The sequence below is a fragment of the Dactylosporangium darangshiense genome (genome assembly GCF_039537565.1).
In the GTDB taxonomy this organism is placed as follows: Bacteria; Actinomycetota; Actinomycetes; order Mycobacteriales; family Micromonosporaceae; genus Dactylosporangium; species Dactylosporangium darangshiense.
The window spans coordinates 296,747-320,839 of record NZ_BAABAT010000003.1 but is presented as its reverse complement, the minus strand read 5'-3'; the positions used below and the strand labels follow the sequence as shown (position 1 = coordinate 320,839).

The following is a 24,093-nucleotide window of genomic DNA, read 5'->3' as shown; positions in this document are numbered from 1 at the left end:
CTGCCTCGCCCGCCGTTTGCCCTGCCCACCGCGCGCCCGTTGCGCAACCACCCGGCGCATCCGCGCCCGGTACGGCCGCCGGGGACGCGTCTCGCCCACCGCCTGCGCGCTGCCTGACCTGCCCATCGCGTGCCCGCCCCGCGCCCCGCGTGCCCGCCCCACCCACCGCACCGTCACTCTGCCCATCGCGCCTGGCCCGATCACTGCGCCTGGCGCCTGCGCGTTCGCCCTCGCCTGCTGCAGGGCTGCTCGCCCGGCACCGTGCCTGGCTACTGCGCGCCCTTGCCCGCGGCACGCTCGCCAGTCGGGCGTTCTACTCGTGCGTCTCCGGTCTCGCCCGTCTTGGGCTCGCCGAGTCGGGGCTGTACGTGGGTATCTGGCCTTGGCCGTCACGGGCTGGTGTCGGTGGCTTATGGCAATGTCCGATTTGTCTCGGGCGGTTTTGCATGATGGCGGTGAGAAAATGTCGCGCACGGCCGCCTGGGTGCAGGAGGGGGCTCGAGCCGAGGTGCGCAGGCGTGTCGCGCTCGAGCTCGATGTGGGTTCGCGTTTGTCGCGCGTCCGGGTTGTGGGGCGTTCGCGCGATGGAGTCGGCGGCGCGGCCCCAGTGGCGGAGCCGATGCGCGGAGGACCGCGATGGACGGCGACGCCCGGAAATATCCGCATATTTCCGGGCATCGCGGAGGCACACCAGCTCCTTCACCGGCTCCAGCGGTTGCAAGACGAGTGCGCTACGGGCGCGCTACGAGTGGAGGTCGTGTGCGTGGAGGGGTGAGAAACGGCTGTGGCTGCCGTCCTGCCGAAGGGGTGCGGTCAGGTCAGGATCGGCCAGGACTGCTGGGTTCTCGTGGCCTGCAGGGCGGGGGTCTGCGGGTAGTCCTGGCTGGGCAGCCGGTCGCGGATCGCGTGCAGCCAGTCGCGGTACGTGGCGTTGTCGGGCAATGACGCCAAGGCGGTCAGGGCCACGTACGTGAAGGCGCCGTTCGGGCGGCCGTCGAAGGTGGCGTCGTAGGAGTATTCGTCGTCGCGGCAGCCGGACAGGAGCAGGGCCGTCGAGCGCGGAGCCCGCGGGGTGCGCGGGGTCAGGGCCGCGCGCAGGCGCTGGGGGGCGGGCAGGAACGTCGACGGTGCGAGGAAGCGGGCGCGGCCGGGGTGGTCGCCGATCGGGTGGTTGAGCCTGGTCAGGGTGCCGCTGTGGCACGAGTCGGAGATCAGGATCGTGCGGACGTCCTGGGCTGCACCGGCGAAGAGGTCGTGCAGGTCGTCGTCGAGCAGGGGGCCGTTCTCGGCGATGTCGTACGGGCACAGGGCCTCGTCGCGGTGGTCGGGCTCGTCGCCGTTGGTGTCGGGGACCCATGTGCCGTGGCCCGAGTACGTGATGACGACCGTGTCGCCTGAGGCCGCACGGGTCAGCAGGGCGCGGATGCCCTCGCGGATCGCGGTGCCGGTGGCCTCGCCGTCGAGGAGGCGGCTCGTGTCGAAGCCGCGGGCCAGCAGGGCGGCGGACCAGTCGTCGGCGTCGTTGCGGCAGCCGGCGAGGTCGTTCTCAGTGCCGGGATAGTCGTTGATCCCGATGCACAGTGCGAGTTTCATCGTTCCCCCGTGGGATCGAAGTGGACGGTACGCATCGATGGCGTCACGGAGGGTGTGCGGGGTTGCCGTGCGGCTGCCGGGGATCGGCGCCCTTTCAACAAACTTCCAACAAACTTCGAACAAACACGCAAATCGGACCGGTCAGGCTGGTGGGGAAGGCCTGTGTGGACAGGGGAGGGGCTTCGGGCGGTCCGTCGCCGTGCGGCGGGTGCGAGCAACAAATACTGGCGCCGGCGGGGCGTCCGTGCCGGCGCTGGCGGGGAGGGCCGGGCGCCGTCGAGGGCAAGGGGGCACGGGGTCGGCCAGCGCGGCCACGCGGCGTAACTCGGCCAGGAGCGCCTCGTCGTCGGGGTCGATGTCGTTCATGGTCTCGCTGGTGGGACGCGGGTCGGGTGGGCGGTGGCAACGACTTGCGCGGTACCGCGGCCGGGACTTTCCTGCAGCATCTCGTCTCTCCATCCCCGTCGTGGGTCGTGTGACAAGACGGCTGAGCGGGGGTTCCTGATACAACGGGTCCAAGATCGTTCGGATCCTTTCGTTCGGGCCCGTTTGACCTGCTGGTGCCGCCTGCAGGTGCCACCGGCCGGCGCCCGGTGCTGTTCGGAATCCGTCTCAGACGGCGCGGATCGTGCCGCCGCCGACCGGGATCGCGGAGCCGGGTGTGGTACGACGCGGCGGGGGAGAGGACGAACGCTCAGCGGCGGCGCAGGCGGGAGAGCAGACCGCGGCGGCGAAGGACGGGGGCGGATTCGCCGTCGTAGGCGAACTCGCGCTCGCGGTCCGCGAGTTCCTCCCTGGCCAGGGGCGGCAGCGTGTCGCCGGCGGCGCGGGCGAAGTCCCAGCCGTCGCGCAGGGAGCCGTTCGGGGGGCGGCCCGCCGCCCAGGCCGCGAACGTCGACGGCCAGGCGTCGCCGTAGGAGGCGGCCAGGAACGGCCACCGGCCGGCCACCTCGCCCGCGCGTTTGCGGCGCAGGGCGGCGATGGTCACGTGTACCGCTGCGGGATCGAAACCGGCGGGAACCTCCGCGCCGGCGACGAGCGCGGCCACCAGGGCCTGCTGCTGTGCGGCCAGGTTGCTCACGTGATCGCCGGCCAGCCCGCCGCGGCGGCGATCGCGTCCAGCTCCGTGGTCAGGGCGGCGGCCGGCGGGTAGTCGCCGTCGCGCTCGAGCATCAGGGCCGGCGGGGTGGTGCGGGCGCACAGCTCCTTGACCAGGGCGAGGACCTGCGGCGGGGTCGGGTCGGTGTGCGTGTCGTGGTAGAAGCCGCCGTTCTCCATGCCGCCGGCCACGTGGACGTACGCGATGCGCTCGAGCGGCAGGGCGTCGAGCAGGGCCGTGGGGGACTCGTGGCGGTTGCGGGCGTTGGCGTACACGTTGGCAATGTCGAGCAGCAGGCCGCACCCGGTGCGATCGAGGATCTCGGTGAGGAATTCGGCCTCGGTGAGCTCCGGGCCGGGCCAGTCGAACAGCGCGGCGATCGGCTCGAGCGCGAGCGGGACGCCGCCGAGCGCGGCCTGGGTGCGCCGGACGTTGGCGACGATCGCGTCGACCGCCTCGCGGGTGCGCGGGACCGGCAGGAGGTGCCCGGCCTCCATCCCGCCCGCCCGCACAAACGCGATGTGCTCGCTCACCAGCGGGGCGCCGAGCAGCTCGGCGCACTTGGCGAGGTGCGCGGCGCGGGCGTCGTCGACCGGCTCGGCGCCGCCGAGGGAGAGCTTCACGCCGTGCGGTACCACGCTGACCCCGCGCCCGACGAGCTCGGCGAGCCCGTCGGGCAGGGGCGCGTGCGTGTGCAGCGACTCGGCGACGACCTCGGTGAAGCGCAGGCCGGGCAGGCCGGCGACGTAGCCGGCGATCTCCGGGCGCCAGCCGATGCCGACGCCGTACCGAGGGGAGGTCATCCTCCGCAACCCCCGCCGCCGCAGCTGGAACCGCCGCCGCAGCTGGAGCCACTGGAGCAGCTGGAGCCGCTGGAGCAGCTGCTGGAGGAGGACGAGCAGCTGCTCGAGGACGAGGAGTCGGAGCCGGTGTAGTACGAGCCGCCGCCGGTGGAGGTGGCGAGGTTGCGCTGCAGCTCGGCCTCCTGCGCGAAGGCGGGGTCGGCGAGCCAGAACGCGCCGACGCCGAAGAGCCCGACGCTCAGCGCCGCGGCCTGCGGGCCGTACGTGTTCCACGAGGGCTTCTGGCTCGGCGCGAGGTGCCGCGCGTCCAGCCGCATCTTGTGCAGCGTGCGCTTGCCGGCCCGGGACACCCGCGGCGCCGCGAGCAGCGCGAAGGCGAAGATCACGACCGGGATGATCAGCAGGAAGAGGTACGTCACCGGCTTGTCGCCCGCGATGCCGGCCACGAGCCGTGCCACGCCGATCGCCACGACCGCCCAGACGACCAGCGCGCCCATGCGCAGGGCCCGGCGGCCCTCGCCGTCGAGGATCCAGCCGTCGCGGGCCAGCTCGGCCTCGGTGCGGTCGAGCACCTCGCGGACGCTGTGGTGGGTCAGCACGCCCGTGGTGCTGATGCCGTTGCGGGTGACCGCGTGCACCGCCCGGTCGAGCTCGGAGGCGCCGGTCGGGGCCGGTGCGGCCTGCTTGAGGTAGCCGCGCTTGTCGCTCTCGATCGCGCCGGCGGCGCGCAGCGCGGCGAGGGAGCTGTAGACGGCGAGGCGACGATCCCCGTTGATCAGCGCGGCCTGGGTGGCGGTGAGGTTGCGCGCGGCGCGCGGCGACGGGCCGCGGGTGTAGGTGCGGCGCCAGACGAGCACGGCGATGATCGCAACAGTGGCCATGCAGAAGTACAGCCACAGGAACTGCGGGCCCGGGATGCCCCAGGTGTCGCCCGGCCCCGCCACGATCGATGTCCTCATGCGCACAGTGTGGGCACGGCTGTCGAGTACGGCATGTCACCGGTCGGACACTTGAGCAAACCTTGTGGCCGGCAGCGCCCTCACGTGCGGCGGACGGCCGCCTCGACCAGGTTGAGCACGGCCTCCAGGTCCTGCGGCGGCCGGCCCGTGGCCAGGTGCAGCACCAGGCCGTCGTAGGCGAGCTCGAGGAACTGCGCGAGCACGCCGATCGGCACGTCGGCGCGCAGCACGCCCGCCTCGAGCTGGCGCTGGAGGCGCTCGCGGGTGGCGGCGGCGACGGCCTCGGAGCGGGCCGCCCAGCGGGTGGCGAACTCGGGGTCGGTGCGCAGCCGGCGGGAGACCTCCAGCTGGCTGCCGAGCCAGCCGGTGACGTCGGGCTCAGCGGCGCCGGCGGCGGAGCTGAGCAGGTCGCGCATGACCTGCACGAGGCCGTGCTGCGCCACGGTGGCTACCATGGTCGCGGCGTCGTCCTCGGCGACGGCCAGGAAGAGCGAGTCCTTGTCGCGGAAGTGATGGAAGATCGCGCCCCGGGACAGGCCGATCTCCTCCTCGAGCCGGCGGACGGTCGCGCCCTCGTAGCCGTGGCGGGCGAAACAGGTCCGGGCGCCGGTGAGGATCTCCTTCCGGCGCGCGTCGAGCTGGTCCTGGCTTACCCTGGGCACGCCTAGATTATGCAAGCCGTACATACGGTTTGCATACAGGGGCGTTTCCGGCAGGTTTCTTCCCGCGGTTTCGAACTGGTTTGCGGTGGTTTGTCCGGGGTCTGCGCCGGTCGCGATGGCTTGCATCGAACATGAGGATCTGTTCGATATCAATCCGGTCACCTATCCTGCCCGCGTGCCACTGTTGTTGCTCAGCCTGGACGACACCCTGCTTGACAGGGCCGGGGCGTTCCGTGCGTGGGCGAGCGAGTTCCTGGCGCGGATCGGCGCGCCGGAGTACGACCTGGAATGGCTGCTGTCCGTCGACGCCGACGGCATGGGCTCGTCCTGGGACGTTGCGGACGCGCTGCGGGAACGGTACGGCCTGCGGTTCAGCTCGCTGGATCTCGTCGAGGAGATCCGCCGCGCGATCATGGAGCGGATGCGCCTCGACCCGCTGACCGCCTGCGCTCTCGCTATTGCCGAGGACTCCGGCTGGGTCCCGGTGGTCGTGACCAACGGCGAGTCGCGGATGCAGGAGGAGAAACTCAGAAAGACCGGGCTCGATCGGTACCTCGCCGACTGGGTCATCTCCGAGGAGGCCGGGGTCCGCAAGCCCAACCCCCGCATCTTCGCCATCGCCGCGGAGCGCGCCCGGATGCGCCTCGGCGGCGCCTGGCTCATCGGCGACAGCCCGGAGGCCGACATCGGCGGCGCCGACGCGGCCGGCGTGCGCAGCGTCTGGCTGCACCGGGGGCGGCGCTGGAGCGAGCGGCGCTACGCGCCGACCCGCACCGCGGACGGCGTGATCGCCGCGATCGCCGAGGTCATGGCTTCGCGCTACTAATTCGGTTGCGTTCTTGTCATCCGCTACCGCATGGTGGCGGGAACTTCGAGTCAGAGAGGGGGCTGGTTTGCATGGCTGCCGTCACGGCGCGCTTCAGCATGCCCAGGTTTCTCTTTCCTTCCCTGACTCAGGAGTGCTCGCGTTGCGCGACCAGAACTTCACATCCTCACGGCGCCGTCGCTTCGACGACGACGATCCGACCTACCTGAAGCGCCTCTCCCACGACTTCGACACCGCGTGGGACGTCGCCGACGATCCCGTCGGCGACGATGCGGTGCAGGGCGCCTGGACCAGCTGGGACTCGCCCGGCGTCCTGCACGGCCCCGACCCCGTGCCCGGCTGGGTGATCACCGAGCTTGCCGCCCGCGACGTCGAGCGCGGCGTGCTCAAGACCGGCAAAGAGGCCGACGTCCACCTCGTCGAGCGGTTCGTGCCGGACACCGACCGGCGGGCCCTGCTCGCCGCCAAGCGGTACCGGGCCGCCGAGCACCGGCTGTTCCACCGTGACTCCGGGTACCTCGAGGGCCGCCGCGTCCGCGAGTCCCGCGTCACCCGGGCGATGGGCAGCCGCACCGCCTTCGGGCGGGAGGCGATCGCCGGCCAGTGGGCGGCGGCCGAGTTCGCCGCGCTGGGCCGGCTGTGGTCGCTGGGCGTCGGCGTGCCGTACCCGGTGCAGCTGCTCGGCACGGAGCTCATGCTCGAGTTCATCGGCGAACCGGACGGCACCGCGGCGCCGCGCCTGGCGCAGACCCGCCCGGACCGCGCCGGGCTCGAACACCTGTGGTGGCAGCTCGTCGACGCGCTGCGCACCCTGGCGCGGGCGGGCCTGGCACACGGCGACCTGTCGCCGTACAACCTGCTGGTGCACGGCGAGCGGCTGGTCCTGATCGACCTGCCGCAGATCGTCGACGTGGTGATCAACCCGAACGGCGCGGACTTCCTGGCCCGCGACGTGACCAACGTGGCGCGCTGGTTCACCGGCAAGGGGCTGCCGATCGACCCGGAGCCCCTGATCGTCGAGCTGCTGCACGACGCCGGGGTCCGCTGATCGTCACCGCGGCCCGCCCGGGCTCGTGGCCGGGCGGGCCGCGGCACTGCGGCCTGCACGGGGAGGGTTTGCCGCCGGCCGCACTTCATGCGTTGGTCTTGTGCCGCGGTGCAGCGTAGGCAACCGCGTCCCCGCCGGTGACCGCCGCCTCCGGGGAATGCGGCGAGCGCCACACGCCTCAGCCCAGGTGGACCGAGGCGCCCTCGGCCGGGACGTCCTTTTTCGAGGCCTTGATGAACACGATGACGACGATCGCCGCCACCACCAGCAGGGCCGAGCCCCACCAGAAGGCCGTCACGTAGCCGTGGACCATCGACTCGGCGCGCAGCAGGTCCAGCGCCTTCGGGTCGGGGGACTTCGGCAGGTGGTCGCGGCCGTACGCAGTGGCCGCCGTGATGGCCACCGTGTTGAGCAGCGCGGTGCCCAGCGAGCCGCCGACCTGCTGCGAGGCGTTCACCACGGCGCTCGCGGCGCCGGCGTCGTGCTCGTCCACGCCGACCAGGGCGATGTTGCCGAGCGGGACGAACGTGCAGCCCAGGCCGAAGCCGAGGATGAGCATCGCGGGCAGGACGTGGGTGGCGTACGAGGTGTCGATGCCGATGCGGGTGAGCATGATCATGCCGATCGCCGCGACCACGCCGCCGAAGGCCATGATCGGCTTGGGGCCCAGGCGCGGGAGCAGGCCGCTGGCGATGCCGGCCGCGACCACCACGCCGACGCTCACCGGCAGGGAATGCACGCCGGACTTGAGCGGGGAGTAGCCGAGCACCAGCTGGAAGTACAGGCTCACGAAGAAGATCGCGCCGATGAAGCCGGCGCCGATCAGGGTCGAGGACAGGTAGGCGCCGCCCCGCGTGCGGTGGGCGAGGATGCGCAGCGGCAGGAGCGGGTTGCGGATGCGGGCCTCGACGAACACGAACAGGGCCAGCAGGAGCACGGCGACGCCGATGAAGCCCAGCGTGACCGGGGAGTCCCAGCCGTACTTGAGGCGCAGCTGCGCGTCGGTCTCGCCGGCCTTCGTGAACCCGTACACGAGCAGGCTCAGGCCGAGCGTGGCCAGCACGGCGCCGGGAATGTCGTACTTCGTGTTGCCGTGCGCGCGGCTCTCGGGAACGATCGGGAGCGCCAGCGCGATGGCGATGACCGCCACCGGGATGTTGACCAGCAGGCACCAGCGCCAGTTCGCGTACTCGGTCAGCACGCCGCCCAGCACCAGGCCCAGGGCCGCGCCGCCGCCGGCGATGGCGCCGTAGACGCCGAAGGCCCTCGCGCGCTCCTTCGCGTCGACGAACAGGACGCTGAGCAGGGCCAGGGAGGCGGGGGCGAGCAGCGCGCCGAAGACGCCCTGCAGGCCGCGGGCCAGGAACAGCGACGTGTCGTCCCAGGCGGCGCCGCCCAGCGCCGAGGCCAGGGCGAAGCCGATGATGCCCACGACGAAGGTGCGCTTGCGGCCCCAGTAGTCGGCGATGCGGCCGCCGAGCAGCAGCAGGCCGCCGAAGGTCAGCGTGTAGGCGGTGACCACCCACTGCTGGTTGGCGTCGCTGATGCCCAGGTCGGCCTTGGCGTGCGGCAGCGCGACGTTGACGACGGTCGCGTCGAGCACGACCATGAGCTGGGCCGCGGCGATGATCGCCAGGGCGAACCAGCGCCGCGGGTATGCGTGCAGGGGCGTGGACACCACGCCCGCCTCGTGCTTGCCCCCGGTCGAGACCTGACTCATGTGCGGAAACCCCCCGTCCGCGAGACTCCTCAAGACCATTGAAGATGTAGCCCGCCTACATCTCGCGGATTCGGCCAGGTGCGCATATTGAGACCGTCGTCACGGAACAATGAGCAGCTTTCCGGTGCTTCGGCGCTGCTCCAGTGCGGCATATGCGTCGGCGACCGCATCCAGCGGATAACGGCCCGTGATCGCGGGGTCGACAACACCGTCGGCAACCCACTGGAAGAGCGTTTCCGAGCGGTCCAGCAATTCGGCCCGGGTGGCGATGAAATGCACCAGCGTGGGGCGGGTGAGGAAATACGAACCGGCCATCAGCCGCAGCGGATCAAATGGGGGCACCTTTCCACTTGACGCCCCGAACAGCACGAGTGTGCCGCGCGGGCGCAGCGCCTGCAGGCTCGTGTCGAAGGTGTCCGCGCCGACGCCGTCGTAGACCGCGTCGACCCCGGCGCCCCCGGTCAGGTCGCGCACCGCGTCCAGGGCCTCGTCGTAGGGCACGGCGCGCACCGCCCCCGCCGCCTCGGCCACGTCCCGCTTCCCGGGCGTCGACGCGGTCGCCACGACCCGCCCGCCGAGGTGGGTGACGATCCGCGTGAGCAGCCGGCCCATGCCCCCGGCCGCCGCGTGGACCAGCACCGTCGAGCCGGGGCGCACGGCGAAGGAGTCGTGGGTGAGGTAGTGCGCGGTGAGACCCTGCAGCAACACCGCGGCCGCCTGTTCGTTCGTGAGCTCGTCCGGCACGGGCACGAGCCGGTCGGCCGGCACCAGCGCCTGCTCGGCGTGGCTGCCGGGGATGCTCGTCCAGGCCACCCGGTCGCCCGGCGCCAGGCCGCGCACGTCCTCGCCCAGCTGCAGCACCGTGCCCGCGCCCTCGCTGCCCAGCACCGCCGGCAGGGCCACCTGATACGCCCCGGAGCGCTGGTACACGTCCACGAAATTCACCCCGCTGGCGGCGACCAGCACCAATGCCTGGCCCGGGCCGGGCACGGGGTCGGGGCGGTCCTGCACCCGCAGTACCGATTGATCGCCGAACTCCTCGAACACCACTGCGCGCATCGGTTGCCTCCTCGATTTGTCAGGTTCTTGTCTACCCCAATCCGCCGATCGGAAATGTCGTACCGCTGCCGTAGCATCCGGGAGTCTTTGGAGGTGAGCGCGTGGGGCCGACCCCGACCCATCGTCTCGCGATCGACCTGGGCACCTGCCACACCGTCGCGGTCGTGCACCGCGGCGAGGAGGCGCCCCGTGCGCTGCTGTTCGACGGCTCGCCCGTCATGCCGTCCGGCATCTACGCCGACGAGCAGGGCCGCATCACCGTCGGCCGCGACGCCGAGCGGCTGTCCCAGCTGGCTCCGGAGCGTTTCGAGCCGTATCCGAAGCGCAGCGTCGACGAGGGCGCCGTGCTGCTCGGCGCCGTCGAGGTCACCGTCGTGGAGATGCTCGCCTCGCTGCTGCGCCGCGCGGCGGAGGAGTCGCTGCAGGCCGGCGTCAACCCGGTCGGCTCGACGGTGCTCACCTGCCCGGCCGACTGGGGAGGGCAGCGCCGCGGCGTGCTGCTGGAGGCCGCCCGCGCCGCCAACCTGGGCCCGGTCGTGCTCGTCGACGAGCCGATCGCCGCCGCCACCTACTGCCTGCGGGTGCTCGGCCAGCAGGTCGCGCCGCTGCAGTCCCTGGCCGTGTTCGACTTCGGCGGCGGCACGCTGGACGTGTCGGTGGTGCGCCGCGAGTTCGACGGGCTGCGGGTGCTCGGCCTCGGCGGCCTGGACGACCTCGGCGGCGTCGACATCGACGCGGCCCTCGTCGGCCACCTCGGCCAGCTCATCAACCTGCGCAACCCGCAGCTGTGGCAGCGGCTGTCCAACCCGGACAGCGTCGCCGCGCACCGCGACCGCCGCGAGCTGTGGACCGAGGTCCGCGCGGCGAAGGAGATGCTCTCGCGGGCCGCGTCCGCGCCCGTGCACGTGCCCGGCACCGACGAGGCGCTGCACCTGACCCGCGAGGAGCTCGACCGGGTCGCCGGGCCGCTCATCGACCGGGCCGTCGACGAGACCCGCCGGGTGCTCGAACGGGCCGGTGTCGACGTGCGCCAGCTCGCCGGGATCTTCCTCGTCGGCGGTTCGAGCCGCATCCCGCTCGTGGCCAGCCGCCTGCACGCCCGCTTCGGCGTCGCGCCGGTGGTGCCGGAGCAGCCGGAGCTGCCCGTCGCCTACGGCGGCATGCTCGCGGTCGCCACGCCGTCGCAGCAGCAGTTCGACGCCCCGCCCGTGCCGCGCCCGCGGCCCGTCTCCGGCACGCCGGTGTCCCCTGGACACTCCGCCGCGTTCCCGCCGGCGCCGTCGTTCCCGGTGTCGGCCGGCTTCCCGGTCACCGGCGGCCCCGGCGTGCCCACCTCGCCGGCCGCCTACGGCTCGCCGACCGGGCTCGCCTCGCAGGCCTTCCCGGCCGCGCCGGCCTCCACCCCGCCGCATGGCCAGCCGCCGCTGGCGCCGCAGCGTCCGGTGAGTCCGCCGGGCCACCCGATGCCGATGCCGATGCCGCCGCCCAATGTGCCGCCGAACCTGCCGCCGCCTCCATACGGCGCGACGCAGCCGCAGCCGCCGGTGGTGGTGCGTCCCAGGCGGCGGACCGGTCCGTGGATCGCGCTCGTCATCGTGCTGGCGATCATCGGCGGCTGCGTGTGGGGCGGCAACATGTTCTTCGGCTGGGTCGGCGACCAGTTCCAGTCGGTGAAGGACGGGCTGCCCGGCGGCGGCGGCGACACCGGCAACGGCGGCGGTGAGGCCTCGGGGCTCAACGTGGGCGTGCCGATCAACCTCGCCAGCGGCGGCAAGGTCACCGCGGTGGCCGGCAACGGCGCCGTGTTCACCGCCGTCGTCAGCTCCGGCAAGGTCGACGTCGACGCGTATGCCACGACCGGCGACAAGCGCTGGACGGCCAACGTGCCGATGGAGCCCGAGGACCTGACCCTGCGGGTCGTCGGCGACCTGCTCATCGTCGACGGCGAGCGCGACCAGCAGCACGGCGGCAAGAACGCGCGCAGCGTCATCAGCATCGGCGACGGCGCCATCAAGTGGACCGAGCAGTGGGCCGACAAGCTCGACCTGTTCTACCTCGGCACCGACGCGATCACCGAGATCCGCGACGGCGACACCGCCGTGCAGCGCACCGACCTGCTCACCGGCAAGGCGCGCTGGTCGCACAAGGGCAAGGGCGGGTTCATCACCTCCGGCGACCGGCTCGTGCACCCCTCGCTGACGTGGCCGGGCGAGAAGCGCAGTGACGCCGTGGTGCCCAGCTACCAGATCGACTTCCAGCAGGACATCCCGTTCCAGGAGTCGCTCGACGTCGACCCGGGCGTGGTCGTGCAGATGCAGTCCGAGGGCAAGGCCGGCGTCGTGGACCTGTCCAACGGCTCGCTGAAGGCCAGCGGCAACGTCGCCTCCGAGGGCGACCTGCCGTGGCTGGTCTACTCCGGGCTGGCGATCTTCAAGAAGAAGGACGCCGACAACTCGATCGTGGCGTACAAGCTCACGGACTTCTCGCTCGCGTGGGAGTACAAGACGACCGCCGGCGTGAAGATCGAGGACTTCCGCCCGTGCGGTGAGAAGCTCGTCTGCCTCAAGGCCAACCAGTCCAGCTACACGCTCATCGCGGTCGGCACCGACGACGGCAAGGCCAAGTGGACCAAGCCGCAGAAGGAGGAGCCGAACTGGTACGTGCTGGACAACAAGCTCGTGCTCGGCGGCGGCGCCTTCACCAGCGTCGAAAACCCGGTGGTCAGCGACCCGGCCAACGGCAACGACAAGTACGTGCTGGGCGCCGGCCTGTCGGCCAAGAACGCCTATGCGGGCGCGGCCGGGCGCGTGGCGATGGTGACGATCCGGGTGAGCGGGTTCTCGTCCGTGTGGCAGGTCGCGGTGGTCAGCACCGCCGACGGCAAGGTGATCGGCTCCGCGGACTACGACAAGGAGAACATCATCACGACCGTGTCGATGAGCTCCGACACCGTCGTGCTGATCGACGAGAAGAACCGCAAGATCTACCGCTTCGGGATCCCGGCACCGAAATAGCCGGCGGGCGTCCACTGTGGACGCCCGCCGGCAACACACTCGGAGAGCCGGTCAGCTCTCGATCATCTTGCGCAGCACGTACTGCAGGATGCCGCCGTGGCGGTAGTAGTCCGCCTCGCCGGGGGTGTCGATGCGCACCACGGCGTCGAACTCGACGCCGCTGTCGGTGCTCACCTTGACCGTGCGCGGGGTGGAGCCCTCGTTGAGCTGCTCGACGCCGGTGACGGTGAACGTCTCCGTGCCGCTCAGGCCCAGCGAGTCGGCCGACTGGCCCTGCGGGAACTGCAGCGGCAGCACGCCCATGCCGATGAGGTTCGAGCGGTGGATGCGCTCGTACGACTCGGCGATGACGGCCCGCACGCCCAGCAGCGCGGTGCCCTTCGCGGCCCAGTCGCGCGAGGAGCCGGAGCCGTACTCCTTGCCGGCCAGGATCACCAGCGGCACGCCCGCCTCGGCGTAGGCGACGGAGGCGTCGTAGATGGTGGTCTGCTCGCCGTTGAGGTGGTTGACCGTCACGCCGCCCTCGGTGCCCGGCGCGAGCTGGTTGCGCAGCCGGATGTTGGCGAACGTGCCGCGGATCATCACCTCGTGGTTGCCGCGGCGGGAGCCGTAGGAGTTGAAGTCCTTGCGGTCCACGCCGTGCCCGGCGAGGTACTTCCCGGCGGGGGAGTCGGCCTTGATCGAGCCGGCCGGCGAGATGTGGTCGGTGGTGACCGAGTCGCCGAGCTTGGCCAGGACGCGGGCGCCGGCGATGTCGCTGACCGGCGCGGGGTGGGTGGCCATGCCCTCGAAGTACGGGGGCTTGCGCACGTAGGTGGAGTCCCCGGCCCAGTCGAAGGTGTCGCCGGTCGGCGTCGGCAGTGAGCGCCACTGCTCGTCGCCGGCGAACACGTCGGCGTAGCGGGTCGAGAACAGGTCGGCGCCGAGCGCGGCGGCGATGGTGTCCTCGATCTCCTTCGGGTTGGGCCAGATGTCGCGCAGGTACACCGGCTGCCCGTCCGACCCGGTGCCCAGCGGGTCGCTGGTCAGGTCGATGTCCATCGTGCCGGCCAGGGCGTACGCGACCACCAGCGGCGGCGAGGCCAGGTAGTTCATCTTCACGTCCGGGTTGATCCGGCCCTCGAAGTTGCGGTTGCCCGACAGCACCGACACGACGGTGAGGTCGTGCTCGTTGACGGCGGCGCTGATCGGCTCGGGCAGCGGGCCCGAGTTGCCGATGCAGGTGGTGCAGCCGTAGCCGACGAGGTTGAAGCCGAGCTTGTCGAGGTAGGCGGTGAGGCCGGCCCGCTCGTAGTAGTCGGTGACGACCTTCGAGCCCGGCGCCAGGGTGGTCTTCACCCACGGCTTGCGGGCCAGGCCCTTCTCCACGGCGTTGCGGGCCAGCAGCGCCGCGCCGATCATGACGTGCGGGTTGGACGTGTTGGTGCAGGAGGTGATCGCGGCGATGACGACGGCGCCGTGGTCGAGCTCGTAGTCCTCGACCTTGACCGGCTTGGACACCCGGCCGTTGGCGCCGGTCGCGGCCGAGACCAGCTCGTGCGGGCGGTCGCCGTTGGTGATGAGCTCGTTGGCCGGCGGGTCGCTGGCCGGGAACGACTCGGCGCTGGCCTCGTCGGCCGGGCCCTCCACGCCGTCGCCGCCGACGTAGTCCTTGAGCACGGCGCGGAAGTTGGGCTTGGCGCTGCTCAGCGGCACCCGGTCCTGCGGGCGCTTCGGGCCGGCCAGGGACGGCACGACGGTGCCCAGGTCGAGCTCGAGGCGCTCGGAGTAGTCCGGCTCGACGGCCGGGTCGTGCCAGAGGCCCTGCTCCTTGGCGTAGGCCTCGACCAGGGCGACCTGGGCCTCGTCGCGGCCGGTGAGCCGCAGGTACTTGATGGTCTCCTCGTCGATCGGGAAGATCGCGCAGGTCGAGCCGTACTCGGGGCTCATGTTGCCGATCGTGGCCCGGTTGGCCAGCGGCACCGCGCCGACGCCCGGACCGTAGAACTCGACGAACTTGCCGACCACACCGTGCTTGCGCAGCATCTCGGTGATGACCAGCACCAGGTCGGTGGCGGTGGTGCCCTCGGGCAGCTCGCCCGAGAGCTTGAAGCCCACGACCCGCGGGATCAGCATCGACACCGGCTGGCCGAGCATCGCGGCCTCGGCCTCGATGCCGCCGACGCCCCAGCCCAGCACGCCCAGGCCGTTGACCATCGTGGTGTGCGAGTCGGTGCCGACGACCGTGTCCGGGTAGGCCTGGCCGCCCCGCGGCATGACCACGCGGGCGAGGTACTCGATGTTGACCTGGTGCACGATGCCGGTGCCCGGCGGGACGACCTTGAACTCGTTGAACGCGGTCTGGCCCCAGCGCAGGAACTGGTAGCGCTCCCTGTTGCGCGCGTACTCCAGCTCGACGTTGCGCTCGAAGGCGTCCGGCCGGCCGAACAGGTCGGCGATGACGGAGTGGTCGATGACGAGCTCGGCCGGGGCGAGCGGGTTCACCCGCTTCGGGTCACCCCCGAGCTCGACGACCGCCTCGCGCATGGTGGCGAGGTCGACGACGCACGGCACGCCGGTGAAGTCCTGCATCAGCACCCGGGCGGGCGTGAACTGGATCTCGACGCTGGGCTCCGCCGAGGAGTCCCACCCGCCGAGCGCGCGGATGTGCTCGGCGGTGATGTTCGCGCCGTCCTCGGTGCGCAGCAGGTTCTCCAGCAGGATCTTCAGGCTGTACGGCAGCCGCCCGGCGCCCTCGACCTGGCCGATCCGGTAAATCTCGTAGCTGGCGTCGCCGACGCTCAGCTGGCTCTTGGCTCCGAAGGAGTCGAGGCTCGCCACGGCGTGTGCTCCTCTTCCGTCAAGTTTTCTTTGTTCCTGCAAGTTTTTCTTGTTCCTGGCCCAAGTCTTCCCCAGCGCACGACAGCGCGCGGCGGAGGGTGCGATTCTCTCAAGAAAACCGTACGTCCGTCTTGTTAAGAAAGCAAGGCCGCGGCCGCTCGCTCGGCGGCCGGAACGTGGCCGAGATCCTGTGCCAGGCGCAACGCGAGCTCCAGCTCGGCGCGGTCGCCGGTCGCGATGCCGAGCACCCGGCGCAGGTCGGGCTCGGCGAAGCGGTTCAGCCCGTCGAGTGGGATGGCGAGGCGCTCGCGGGCCAGCGCCGCCGCCTCCGCGTGCCGGCCCTGGCGCAGCAGCAGGTCCGGGTGCAGCGGCAGCAGCCGCGGGTAGCGCCACAGCGTGCTGCCGAGCGCCTCCTCGCCGGCCGTGAGCACGTCGCGGTCGCCGCCGGCCCAGCCGATCAGGACGCGGGCCATCGCGCGGTACTCCGGGTGCCCGCCCCGCTCCGCCAGGGCCAGGGTCTGCCGCTACGCCGCCTCGACCTCGGGCGCGTCCAGCCGGTCGGCCGCCACGAGCGCCGTGTAGTGCACGACGTACATCTCGTTGAACAGCTCGCCGCGCCTGCGGCGGGCCTCGGCCAGGTGCGCCTCCGCCGCCGCCCGGTCGCCGGCGAGGCTCTCCGTCGCCGCGGCCGGGCCGAGGATCCCGGCGATCGGGTCCCAGCCGATGACCGGGAACAGCGGCAGGTCGGTGTCCGGCAGCGCGTCCAGGGCGCGGCGCAGCAGCCGCCGGGCGCCGGGCACGTCGCCGCGGCCGAGCGCCCAGTAGCCGGCGTGCACGTCGGCGACGATGCGCGCCCACGGCTCGCCCGCGCCGTCCGGCGGCGCCATCGCCTCGACCTTGTCCGGGTGCCCGGCGACGGTGTGGAACGACGCGTAGCCCCACAGCGCCGGCACGATCCGCGGCACCGGCCTGACCCGCCGCAGCACCGGCTCCATGAGCGCGTACTGCTCGGCGACCGGCTCGGCGAGGTACCCGTCGGTGGCCTGCATCGTGAACGCGAGCCGGACCCGCAGGTCCAGCTCGAGCACGTCGCGCTCCTGCGAGGCGGCCGCGGTCAGCAACACCGCGACCGCCTCGCGCAGCAGCGCCGCCGCCTCGGCGTGCGCGGTGCGCTCGTAGGCCTCGCCGCCGGCATCGGCCAGCACCGGCGCCACGTCGAGGGCCGCGACGACCGGCAGGGCGAGGCGCAGGTGCGCCGCGACGGCGGTGGCCGACCCGCCGCCGTCGCGCACCGCCCGGGCCGCCCGCGCGTGCAGGCGGGCGCGGCGCAGGGGCCCCTGCTCGAGATATGCGGTCTGGCGCAGCAGGTCGTGCGAGAACCGCAGCCGCGCGGGGTCGTCGGCCGCGACCAGCACGCCGGCGGCGACGGCGATGTCGAGCGTGTCGTACAGGTCGAGCTCGTCGATCTGCGTCATCTCGTGCAGGACCGGCACCTCGAACTCCCGCCCGAGCACGGCGGCGACGGCGAGCACGGCCCGCAGCTGCTCCGGCAGCCGCCCCAGCCGCCGTCGCAGCACCTCCTGCACCCGCGCCGGTACGAGCTTGCGCGCCGCATCGGCGTCCAGTGCGTGCTCGGCCGCGAGGACCTGCAGCAGCTCCCCGACGAAGAACGGGTTCCCGCCGGTGCGGTCGGCCAGGACGCGCACCGTCTCGTCGGGCAGGGCCCGCTCGGTGTAGCGCGCCCCCAGCGCCGCGATGTCCTCTGTGGACAGCCCAGGGAGCCGCAGGTGTACCGCATGAGCCGACGCCGCCAGCGCCGTCACCGCATCGGCGACGGGCGCCTCGGCGTCCAGCTCGCCGGGCCGGTACCCGATGGCGAGCGTGATCCCGCTGCCGGCGAGCGACCGGCTGCACAGCGTGAGCAGCGTGGTGGAGGGGTTGTCGAGGTGGTGCGCGTCGTCGAGCACGAGCAGGACCGGCGTGGTGGCCGACAGCCGCCGCAGCCCGTCGACGATGCCCTGGTAGAGCCGCGACCGCGCGAGCTCGGCATCGGCGAGGCGCTCGGGCGCCGGCAGCGGCAGGACCTCCGCGAGGGCCGGGTCGAGCACGGCCGGCAGGTTCCCGTAGGGCGCGAACGCCGCGACGACGGCCGCCTCGTCCGCGGTGCCCGCCACCCCGCGCAGTGCCTGTGCCCACGGCAGGAAGACCGGCGGCTGCCGCCCGTCGACCCCACCGCCGACCCCGACGGCGAACCCGCGCGCGGCGGCCCGGTCGGCCACTTCGCGCAGCAGGGCCGACTTGCCGATCCCGGGCCCGCCGGACACGAGCAGCAGCCGCCCCCCGCGCCCGTCGAGCACCCGATCGATCGCGGCAAGCTCTTCGTCCCGCCCGACCAGCGCGCCCCGCTCCGCGTCGGGCTTGGTCGCGTCTTGCATCACAGGCCGCAATGGAGCGCGGATTTCCGGCATATCCGATGTTTCGGGACTGGCCGCCCCGGCCAGGGACTCGCAGTGGCGCAGGATGTCCGACTCCAGGCGCTGCAACTCGGGGCCGGGCTCGATGCCGAGGTCGTCCACCAGCGCCGTGCGGGCCCGCGCGTAGGCGGCGAGGGCGTCGGCCTGGCGGCCGCTGCGGTACAGGGCCAGCATGAGCTGGGCCCAGACGCGTTCGCGATACGGGGACTCGGCCAGCGCGGCCTCGCTGCCGTAGACCACCTCGGCCGGGCGGCCCATCGCCAGCAGGGCGTCCGAGCGCCGTTCGATCGCGGTGAAGCGCAGCTCCTGCAGCCGCGAGCGCTCGGCGTGCGCCACCGGCGAGTCGCCGAGCTCCGGCAGCGGGTCGCCGCGCCACAGCGACAGGGCGGCGGTGAGCAACGCCGGGTCGTCGCCCGGGCGGAAGCGCTCGACGGCGGCGGCGAAGCGGGAGGCGTCGACCCGCGCCGGGTCGAGCGCCAGGACGTAGCCGGGGGCGCGGCTGACCAGGACGGCGGAGCGGTCGCGGGAGCCGCGGCCGGGCTCCAGGGCGCGGCGCAGGCGGGAGACGTAGGCCTGCAGGGAGGCGAGGGCCCGCTCCGGCGGCTCGTCGGACCACAGCTCGTCGATCAGGCGCTGGACGGCCACCACGCGGCCGGGCCGCACGGCGAGCATGGCCAGGACGGCGCGCTGCTTGGGTGTGCCGAGGTCGACGAGCGAGCCGTCGGGGGCGGCTGCCTCCAGCGGGCCGAGTATGCGCAGCTCCAACCCGCCGTACCAACCTTCACAACTCGACGACCTCCCGGCCGTCCGCGTCCGGGCGGAAGCCCGCCTCCCGCAGGATGGCGAGCAGCTCGGCGCCGGGGTGGTCGCCGGACGGCGCCGCCTCGAGCGTACGGGCGGAGGTGGCCCGAAGGGCATCCACCAGGGCCAGCAGCACCTGAACGGCGCGGTCGCGCCGGCCGGGCGGCGCGGCAAGTCCGGCCAGTCGGACGACGACATCGCCGCCCCGCACGGCGGCGAGCGCGGCGGCGGGGTGTTCGTCGTCGGCGGCGGGGTCCACCAGCTCCCACCACTGCAGCGTGGTGTCGCGGGCGAGGCCGTCGTTCCACTGCTGCGCCGTCGCACGGGTGAGGTCGAGCCGGCCCGGAGGCACCCGGCGCACCAACAGCAAAACGGTCACGACACCGAGCATCTCCCGCAGCGCTTGCAAACGGCTTGCCCTCGCTGCACTAGGCGGGGGTGCCGGTCAGGCGGGCGTACTCCTCCGGGGTGCCGATCGCCGGGCGGCGCTCCGGGTTCTCCACGTAGTGCTCGACGACGGTGCCGAGGAAGACGGGCTCGACGGCGAGCAGGTCGAGGGGGACGAGCAGCCAGCCGGGGTCGTCGCGGCCGGGGCGGCGGATGCTCAGCGCGAGCTTCGGGCCGCGGACGGTGAGCGGCAGCGGGTTCATCGGGACGCGCACCAGGTCGTCCCAGCGCAGGACCCGGCGGCCGCCGGCGCGGATGTTCAGGCCCGACGGGGTGACCGCGAGGCGCGGGCCGCGCAGCAGCGGCCAGGCGGCGCCGGCGATGACGAGGGCGGCGCCGGCGTTGACGCCGAGGCGGGTCGTCGGCGACAGCGAGGGGTCGCTGTCGAGGAAGACGGTGCCGAGCAGCGCCCAGCCCATCGTCATGCGGCCCATGAGGATCGGGGAGCCGGGCACGACGAACGCGCCGCCGCGGATGCGCAGCGCGGCCGGCGGCGGGCTGTGCAGGGGGCGGAAGACGATGCCGAAGGCGATGAAGGCGGCGCTCAGCACGAAGATGGGCGCCAGCTTGGCGGCGACGGCGAGCACGACCGGGGTGCCGGCGCCGAGGCCGAACTCGTCGAGCACGCGCAGGGCGACCAGCACCAGGGCGACCGCCGCGGCCGTCGCCTTGCTCGCCATCACATAGCGCTCGAACCGTCCGGGCGTCACACTGCCAAGTCTACGAACCGGGCGCGCAGGTCGGCGACCGTCGGCATCGACACGGCGCCGCCCGGCGACTCGCAGACCAGGCCCGCGACGTGCACGGCGACCCGGACCAGGGTGGCCCAGGCGCCGAGGTCGGCGGGGCGGCCGTGCGCGAGGATGCCCCAGCTGATCCCGGCCATGGTCGCGTCGCCGGCGCCGGTGGCGTCGACGGGTGCGATGCGGGGGGCGGGTACGAGTACCGACGAGGAACCCTGCGCGACGAGGGCGCCCTGCGCGCCGAGGGTCACCACCACGGCCTTGGCGCCCAGCGCCAGCAGGCGCGCGGCGGCCGCCTCGGGCGAGTCGCCCCACAGCGCGGTGGCGTCGGCGGAGGAGAGCTTGACGAGGTCGGCGGTGGCGGCGAACTCGGCGACGACGTCCGGGTTGATGCCGACGATCGGGCGGACGTTGGGGTCGAAGACGCGGACCGGGCCGGGCACCGCCCAGGCGCGGCGGGCGGCGGCGAGCACGGGCGGGGCGAGCAGGCACATCGAGCCGCAGTACAGCAGCCGCGCGCCGGCGACGAGCCCCTCGTCGACGTCCGGCGCGTCGAACAGCCCGTAGGACGGCGGCGCGCCGTAGAAGCGGAACGTCGGCTCGTGGCCCTGGAACGTGGTGACGGCCAGCGTCGTGGCCACCCCGGGGACGGTGACGACACCCTCGGTGCCGACGCCGGCCTTGTCCAGGAAGTCCAGCAGCCGCGCGCCGAACGGGTCGTCGCCGAACGAGCCGAGGAAGTGCACGGGCGCGCCGAGGCGGGCGATGCCGACCGCGACGTTGAACGGGGCGCCGCCGACGGCCGGTCGATAGACGAGCTCGCCGCTCGCCGTCGATTCGAGAAGGTCGATCAGTGCCTCGCCGATTACCACGCCGTAACCCGTCATCCGGCAAGTATCACGGGGGCGGCGTGTGCTTGGCCAGCCACAGCTCGTGCGCCAGCTCACCGGGGGCAAGACCCTGGTCGGCAGGCTCGCGGGCCAGGCGGGTGGCGCCGTCGGACTTCACGGCGTACCACCGCTGCGTGTCGGCGATCGTGGGCGGCACGGCGCGGGCGGCGAAGACCAGCTGGGCCCGGCCCGGGTTGAGCTCCGGGTCGCTGAGCAGCCGCAGCGCCTCGGCGGCGAGGCTCGGGTGCAGGATCGCGTCGAGGTCGTCGACGATGAGCAGCCCGCCGCGGTCCAGGGCCGGCAGCAGCGCGGCGAGCAGGTCGAGCCAGGCGATGGTGCCGTCGGACTCGCCGTAGGCGCCGAGAGCCTGCGCGCCGAGCCGGGCGTCGTGCACGAGCCGGACGGCCTCGCCCGCGGTGTCGACGCCGGCGATGCCCAGGCCCGCCCGCGAGACCAGCAGGGTCAGTTCGTCGCTCCACCGCGGCGCGAGGTGCTCGAGGTCGTTGACGAGGCGGGTGCCGGGCGCGACCCGCACCGTCGTGATGGCGGCGAGGACCGCGGCGACCGGGCCGAGGAAGGAGTGCCCGGCGTCGGCGCCGAGCGCGAGCAGGGTCGTGGACGGGTCGGCGGCGACGGCGAGCGCCAGGGCCTCCAGGCGCACGCGGGGCAGGGTGCGCACCCCGGCACGGTCCCGCTCATACCACACGGCGCGCCGGTCCCGCCCGTACTGGTGCAACCACTCGGCCACGACCTCGCCCTGCTTGTAGGCGCAGCCCCACACGTAGCGGACCCCGTCGGCGAGGAACTCGGCCTCGAAACGGGTCGGCAGCAGCCGGGAGGCCGGGTCGAGGCGGAACGGCTCGAAGCGGCGTGCGGCGTCGCGGGCGTCGCTGCCGGACGCCGCGAGGGCCCGCAGAGTGCCCAGCGCCCGCAGCACGGTGGACTTGCCCGACGCGTTGGCGCCGAACACGCCGGCCAGCGGCGAGACGTAGACGGTCGCGCCGTGTATCAGGGGCGCGGCAAGGCCGGCGTCGGGCGGCGTGGCCAGCAGCGTCAGCTCCTGGATGTCGCGGACCGAGCGGAAGTTCTGGACGCGGAACGTGAGCAGCATCGCCGCTCACGCTAGAGGCGCGTCTCCTGCTCGTAGTACCGCTCGGCATGGTCATCACCACGGAAATACCCCGGCGTCATGGTGCCCGTGACGAACACCGCATGCCAGACGCAGAAGACCAGCACCGTCCAGATCTTGCGGGAGTGGTCGGCCTCCTTCTTGCGGTGCCCGCGCAGCAGGCCGCGGACCACGTCGAGGTCGAGCAGGTCCCCGGCGCCGGAGGTGTCGAGCAGGCCATGCGCCCAGTCGTACATCTCGCCGCGCAGCCACGGCCGGATCGGCACCGGGAAGCCCAGCTTCTTGCGGTGCACGATCGGCTCCGGCACCACCCCGACGAGGGCACGGCGCAGCGCCGCCTTGGTCTCCTGCGAGCGCGGCGGCACCTTGAGCTCGCTGGGCAGCGTCGCGGCGACGTCGAACACGGCCCGGTCCAGGAACGGGGTGCGCAGCTGCAGCGAGTGCGCCATCGTCATCCGGTCGGCCTTGACGAGGATGTCGCCGCGCAGCCACGTGTACAGGTCGATGTACTGCATCGTGGTGACGTCGTCGAGCGCCCCGGCCTCCTTGAACACGGGCGCGGTGACGTCGGTGTGGCGCACGTCGGGCTCGTAGTGGCGCAGCAGCGCGGACTTCTCCTCGTCGGTGAAGATCCGGGCGTTGCCGTAGTAGCGCTCCTCGATCGGCGTGGTGCCGCGCTCCAGGAAGCTCTTGCCCTTCACGCCCTGCGGTATGACCCGCGACACGGCCCGCAGGCCGCGCTGCATCGAGTCCGGCAGGTGGCTGACCGTCGACAGCGACAGCGGCTCCCGGTAGATCGGGTAGCCGCCGAACAGCTCGTCGGCGCCGTCGCCGCCGAGCACGACGGTGACGTCGCGGGCGGCCCGCTCGGCGAGGAAGAACAGCGGCACCAGCGCCGGGTCGGCGACCGGGTCGTCGAGGTGCCACACGATGCGCGGCAGGGCGCGCATGAAGTCGGCTGCGGTGACGACGGTCGCGTCCAGCGGCACGCCGAGCGCGCGGGCGGACTGCTCGGCGACGTCGATCTCGGAGAACTGCGCCTGCGGGCCGACGGCGTCGTAGCCGACGGTGTAGGTCCGCAGGTCCGGCCGCCGCTCGGCGGCGAGGGCGACGATGGCGGTGGAGTCGATGCCGCTGGACAGGAACGCCCCGACGGGCACGTCGGCGCGCAGGTGGGCGTGCACGCTCTCGCGCAGCGTGTCGGTGATGCGCCGCACGACGGCGTCCTCGTCGCTGACCGGCGCCGGCCGGAACGTCAGCTGCCCGTACCGCCGGTTGGCCAGGGGCCCGCCCGGCGTGTACACGAACGACTCGCCGGCGCCGAGCCGCCGCACGTCGGGGTGCATGGTGGCGGGCTCCGGCACGTACTGCATCGTCAGGTAGTGCTGCAGCCGCGCCGTGTCGACGGCGGCCGGGTCGGCGACGAAGGGCAGCAGCGCCTTCTTCTCGCTGGCCAGGTACACCCCGTCCGGCGTCTGCAGCTGGTACAGCGGCTTCACGCCGAACGGGTCCCGCGCCCCGAACGCCCGGCGGGCCGAGGAGTCCCAGATGACGAACGCGAATGCGCCCCGCAGCCGGCTCACCGCGCTCGGGCCCCAGTGGTGGTAGGCGGCGAGGACGACCTCGGCCTCACTCTGCGTAACGAACTCGGCGCGGCGCTCCTCGACCAGCTCGGCGCGAAGCTCGGCGGCGTTGTGCACGGCGCCGTCCAGAACGATCAGATAGCGCCCGGCGGTGACGCCCGACGGCGGGTAGGACAGCGGCTGGCGCCCGCCGTCCGGATCGGTGACGACGAGCCGCTCCGCGCCGAACACGACGTCGTCGGTCGCGACGACCCGCTCGTCGTCGGGGCCGCGGTGGCGCATCAGCCCGAGCGCGTCGGCGATCGCATCCCGGTGCGCCGCCGCGCCGCCCCGCGCGCTGACGAACGTGAGAAGACCCGCCATGGGTTGCATCCTCGCACGGGGTACGGTCTGCGGTGGAGCACGAATTCGCGGCGATGGGAG

18 protein-coding genes are annotated in these 24,093 nt (G+C 73.0%); 3 read left to right on the top strand and 15 right to left on the bottom strand.

Annotation, left to right across the window (positions count from 1 at the left end; all coding sequences use genetic code 11):
* Nucleotides 1-813: 813 nt before the first annotated feature.
* From ABD901_RS08175 to ABD901_RS08155, 5 genes are all read right to left on the bottom strand, one after another.
* A complete protein-coding gene (locus ABD901_RS08175; RefSeq protein ID WP_345122926.1) occupies nucleotides 814-1,593 on the bottom strand; it encodes a caspase family protein in 780 nt (259 codons plus the stop codon).
* A gap of 694 nt (nucleotides 1,594-2,287) precedes the next feature.
* Entirely contained in the window at nucleotides 2,288-2,674 is a 387-nt protein-coding gene (locus ABD901_RS08170; protein ID WP_345122924.1) for an SCO6045 C-terminal-like domain-containing protein, read from the bottom strand.
* Entirely contained in the window at nucleotides 2,671-3,495 is an 825-nt protein-coding gene (locus ABD901_RS08165) for an MbnB/TglH/ChrH family RiPP precursor modification enzyme (RefSeq protein ID WP_345122922.1), read from the bottom strand. Before ABD901_RS08165 ends, ABD901_RS08170 begins: the two co-directional genes overlap by 4 nt.
* The gene (locus tag ABD901_RS08160; protein WP_345122920.1) at nucleotides 3,492-4,454 is read right to left on the bottom strand and encodes a TIGR04222 domain-containing membrane protein; all 963 of its coding nucleotides are present in this window, start codon (nucleotides 4,452-4,454) and stop codon (nucleotides 3,492-3,494) included. Before ABD901_RS08160 ends, ABD901_RS08165 begins: the two co-directional genes overlap by 4 nt.
* Before the next feature lie 80 nt (nucleotides 4,455-4,534).
* Complete coding sequence (locus ABD901_RS08155; RefSeq protein ID WP_345122918.1) at nucleotides 4,535-5,116, bottom strand: TetR/AcrR family transcriptional regulator; 582 nt, start codon at nucleotides 5,114-5,116, stop codon at nucleotides 4,535-4,537.
* 175 nt (nucleotides 5,117-5,291) lie between these two features.
* Here ABD901_RS08155 and ABD901_RS08150 point away from each other — a divergent pair, with 175 nt between their 5' ends.
* Complete coding sequence (locus ABD901_RS08150) at nucleotides 5,292-5,942, top strand: HAD family hydrolase (protein WP_345122916.1); 651 nt, start codon at nucleotides 5,292-5,294, stop codon at nucleotides 5,940-5,942.
* A gap of 142 nt (nucleotides 5,943-6,084) precedes the next feature.
* Nucleotides 6,085-6,990, top strand: coding sequence for a serine protein kinase RIO (locus ABD901_RS08145; protein ID WP_345122914.1), 906 nt, complete (start codon nucleotides 6,085-6,087; stop codon nucleotides 6,988-6,990).
* Nucleotides 6,991-7,168: 178 nt separating this feature from the next.
* Here the strand turns inward: ABD901_RS08145 and ABD901_RS08140 are convergent, their stop codons facing one another.
* Entirely contained in the window at nucleotides 7,169-8,710 is a 1,542-nt protein-coding gene (locus tag ABD901_RS08140) for a DHA2 family efflux MFS transporter permease subunit (protein ID WP_345122912.1), read from the bottom strand.
* A 99-nt stretch (nucleotides 8,711-8,809) separates the two neighbouring features.
* Entirely contained in the window at nucleotides 8,810-9,769 is a 960-nt protein-coding gene (locus ABD901_RS08135) for a quinone oxidoreductase family protein (protein WP_345122910.1), read from the bottom strand.
* Between the two features lie 101 nt (nucleotides 9,770-9,870).
* On the opposite strand from ABD901_RS08135, the gene ABD901_RS08130 reads away from it, so the two are divergent.
* Nucleotides 9,871-12,783, top strand: coding sequence for an Hsp70 family protein (locus ABD901_RS08130; RefSeq protein ID WP_345122908.1), 2,913 nt, complete (start codon nucleotides 9,871-9,873; stop codon nucleotides 12,781-12,783).
* 51 nt (nucleotides 12,784-12,834) lie between these two features.
* Here the strand turns inward: ABD901_RS08130 and ABD901_RS08125 are convergent, their stop codons facing one another.
* The 8 genes from ABD901_RS08125 to asnB form a co-directional block, all read right to left on the bottom strand.
* A complete protein-coding gene (locus ABD901_RS08125) occupies nucleotides 12,835-15,603 on the bottom strand; it encodes an aconitate hydratase (protein ID WP_345122906.1) in 2,769 nt (922 codons plus the stop codon).
* 134 nt (nucleotides 15,604-15,737) lie between these two features.
* Nucleotides 15,738-16,076 carry a hypothetical protein gene (locus tag ABD901_RS08120; protein WP_345122904.1) on the bottom strand — a complete coding sequence of 113 codons (339 nt, stop codon included), beginning with the start codon at nucleotides 16,074-16,076 and terminating at the stop codon, nucleotides 15,738-15,740.
* A gap of 51 nt (nucleotides 16,077-16,127) precedes the next feature.
* On the bottom strand, nucleotides 16,128-18,842 hold the full coding sequence (locus ABD901_RS08115; protein ID WP_345122902.1) for an ATP-binding protein: 2,715 nt from the start codon (nucleotides 18,840-18,842) through the stop codon (nucleotides 16,128-16,130).
* 16 nt (nucleotides 18,843-18,858) lie between these two features.
* A complete protein-coding gene (locus ABD901_RS08110; RefSeq protein ID WP_345122900.1) occupies nucleotides 18,859-19,257 on the bottom strand; it encodes a hypothetical protein in 399 nt (132 codons plus the stop codon).
* A gap of 49 nt (nucleotides 19,258-19,306) precedes the next feature.
* Entirely contained in the window at nucleotides 19,307-20,035 is a 729-nt protein-coding gene (locus ABD901_RS08105; RefSeq protein ID WP_345122898.1) for a hypothetical protein, read from the bottom strand.
* Nucleotides 20,032-20,955 carry a carbohydrate kinase family protein gene (locus tag ABD901_RS08100; RefSeq protein WP_345122896.1) on the bottom strand — a complete coding sequence of 308 codons (924 nt, stop codon included), beginning with the start codon at nucleotides 20,953-20,955 and terminating at the stop codon, nucleotides 20,032-20,034. Before ABD901_RS08100 ends, ABD901_RS08105 begins: the two co-directional genes overlap by 4 nt.
* Nucleotides 20,956-20,965: 10 nt before the next feature.
* On the bottom strand, nucleotides 20,966-22,069 hold the full coding sequence (locus ABD901_RS08095) for an AAA family ATPase (RefSeq protein WP_345122894.1): 1,104 nt from the start codon (nucleotides 22,067-22,069) through the stop codon (nucleotides 20,966-20,968).
* A gap of 11 nt (nucleotides 22,070-22,080) precedes the next feature.
* The gene (gene asnB, locus ABD901_RS08090; RefSeq protein ID WP_345122892.1) at nucleotides 22,081-24,033 is read right to left on the bottom strand and encodes an asparagine synthase (glutamine-hydrolyzing); all 1,953 of its coding nucleotides are present in this window, start codon (nucleotides 24,031-24,033) and stop codon (nucleotides 22,081-22,083) included.
* Nucleotides 24,034-24,093: the final 60 nt, after the last annotated feature.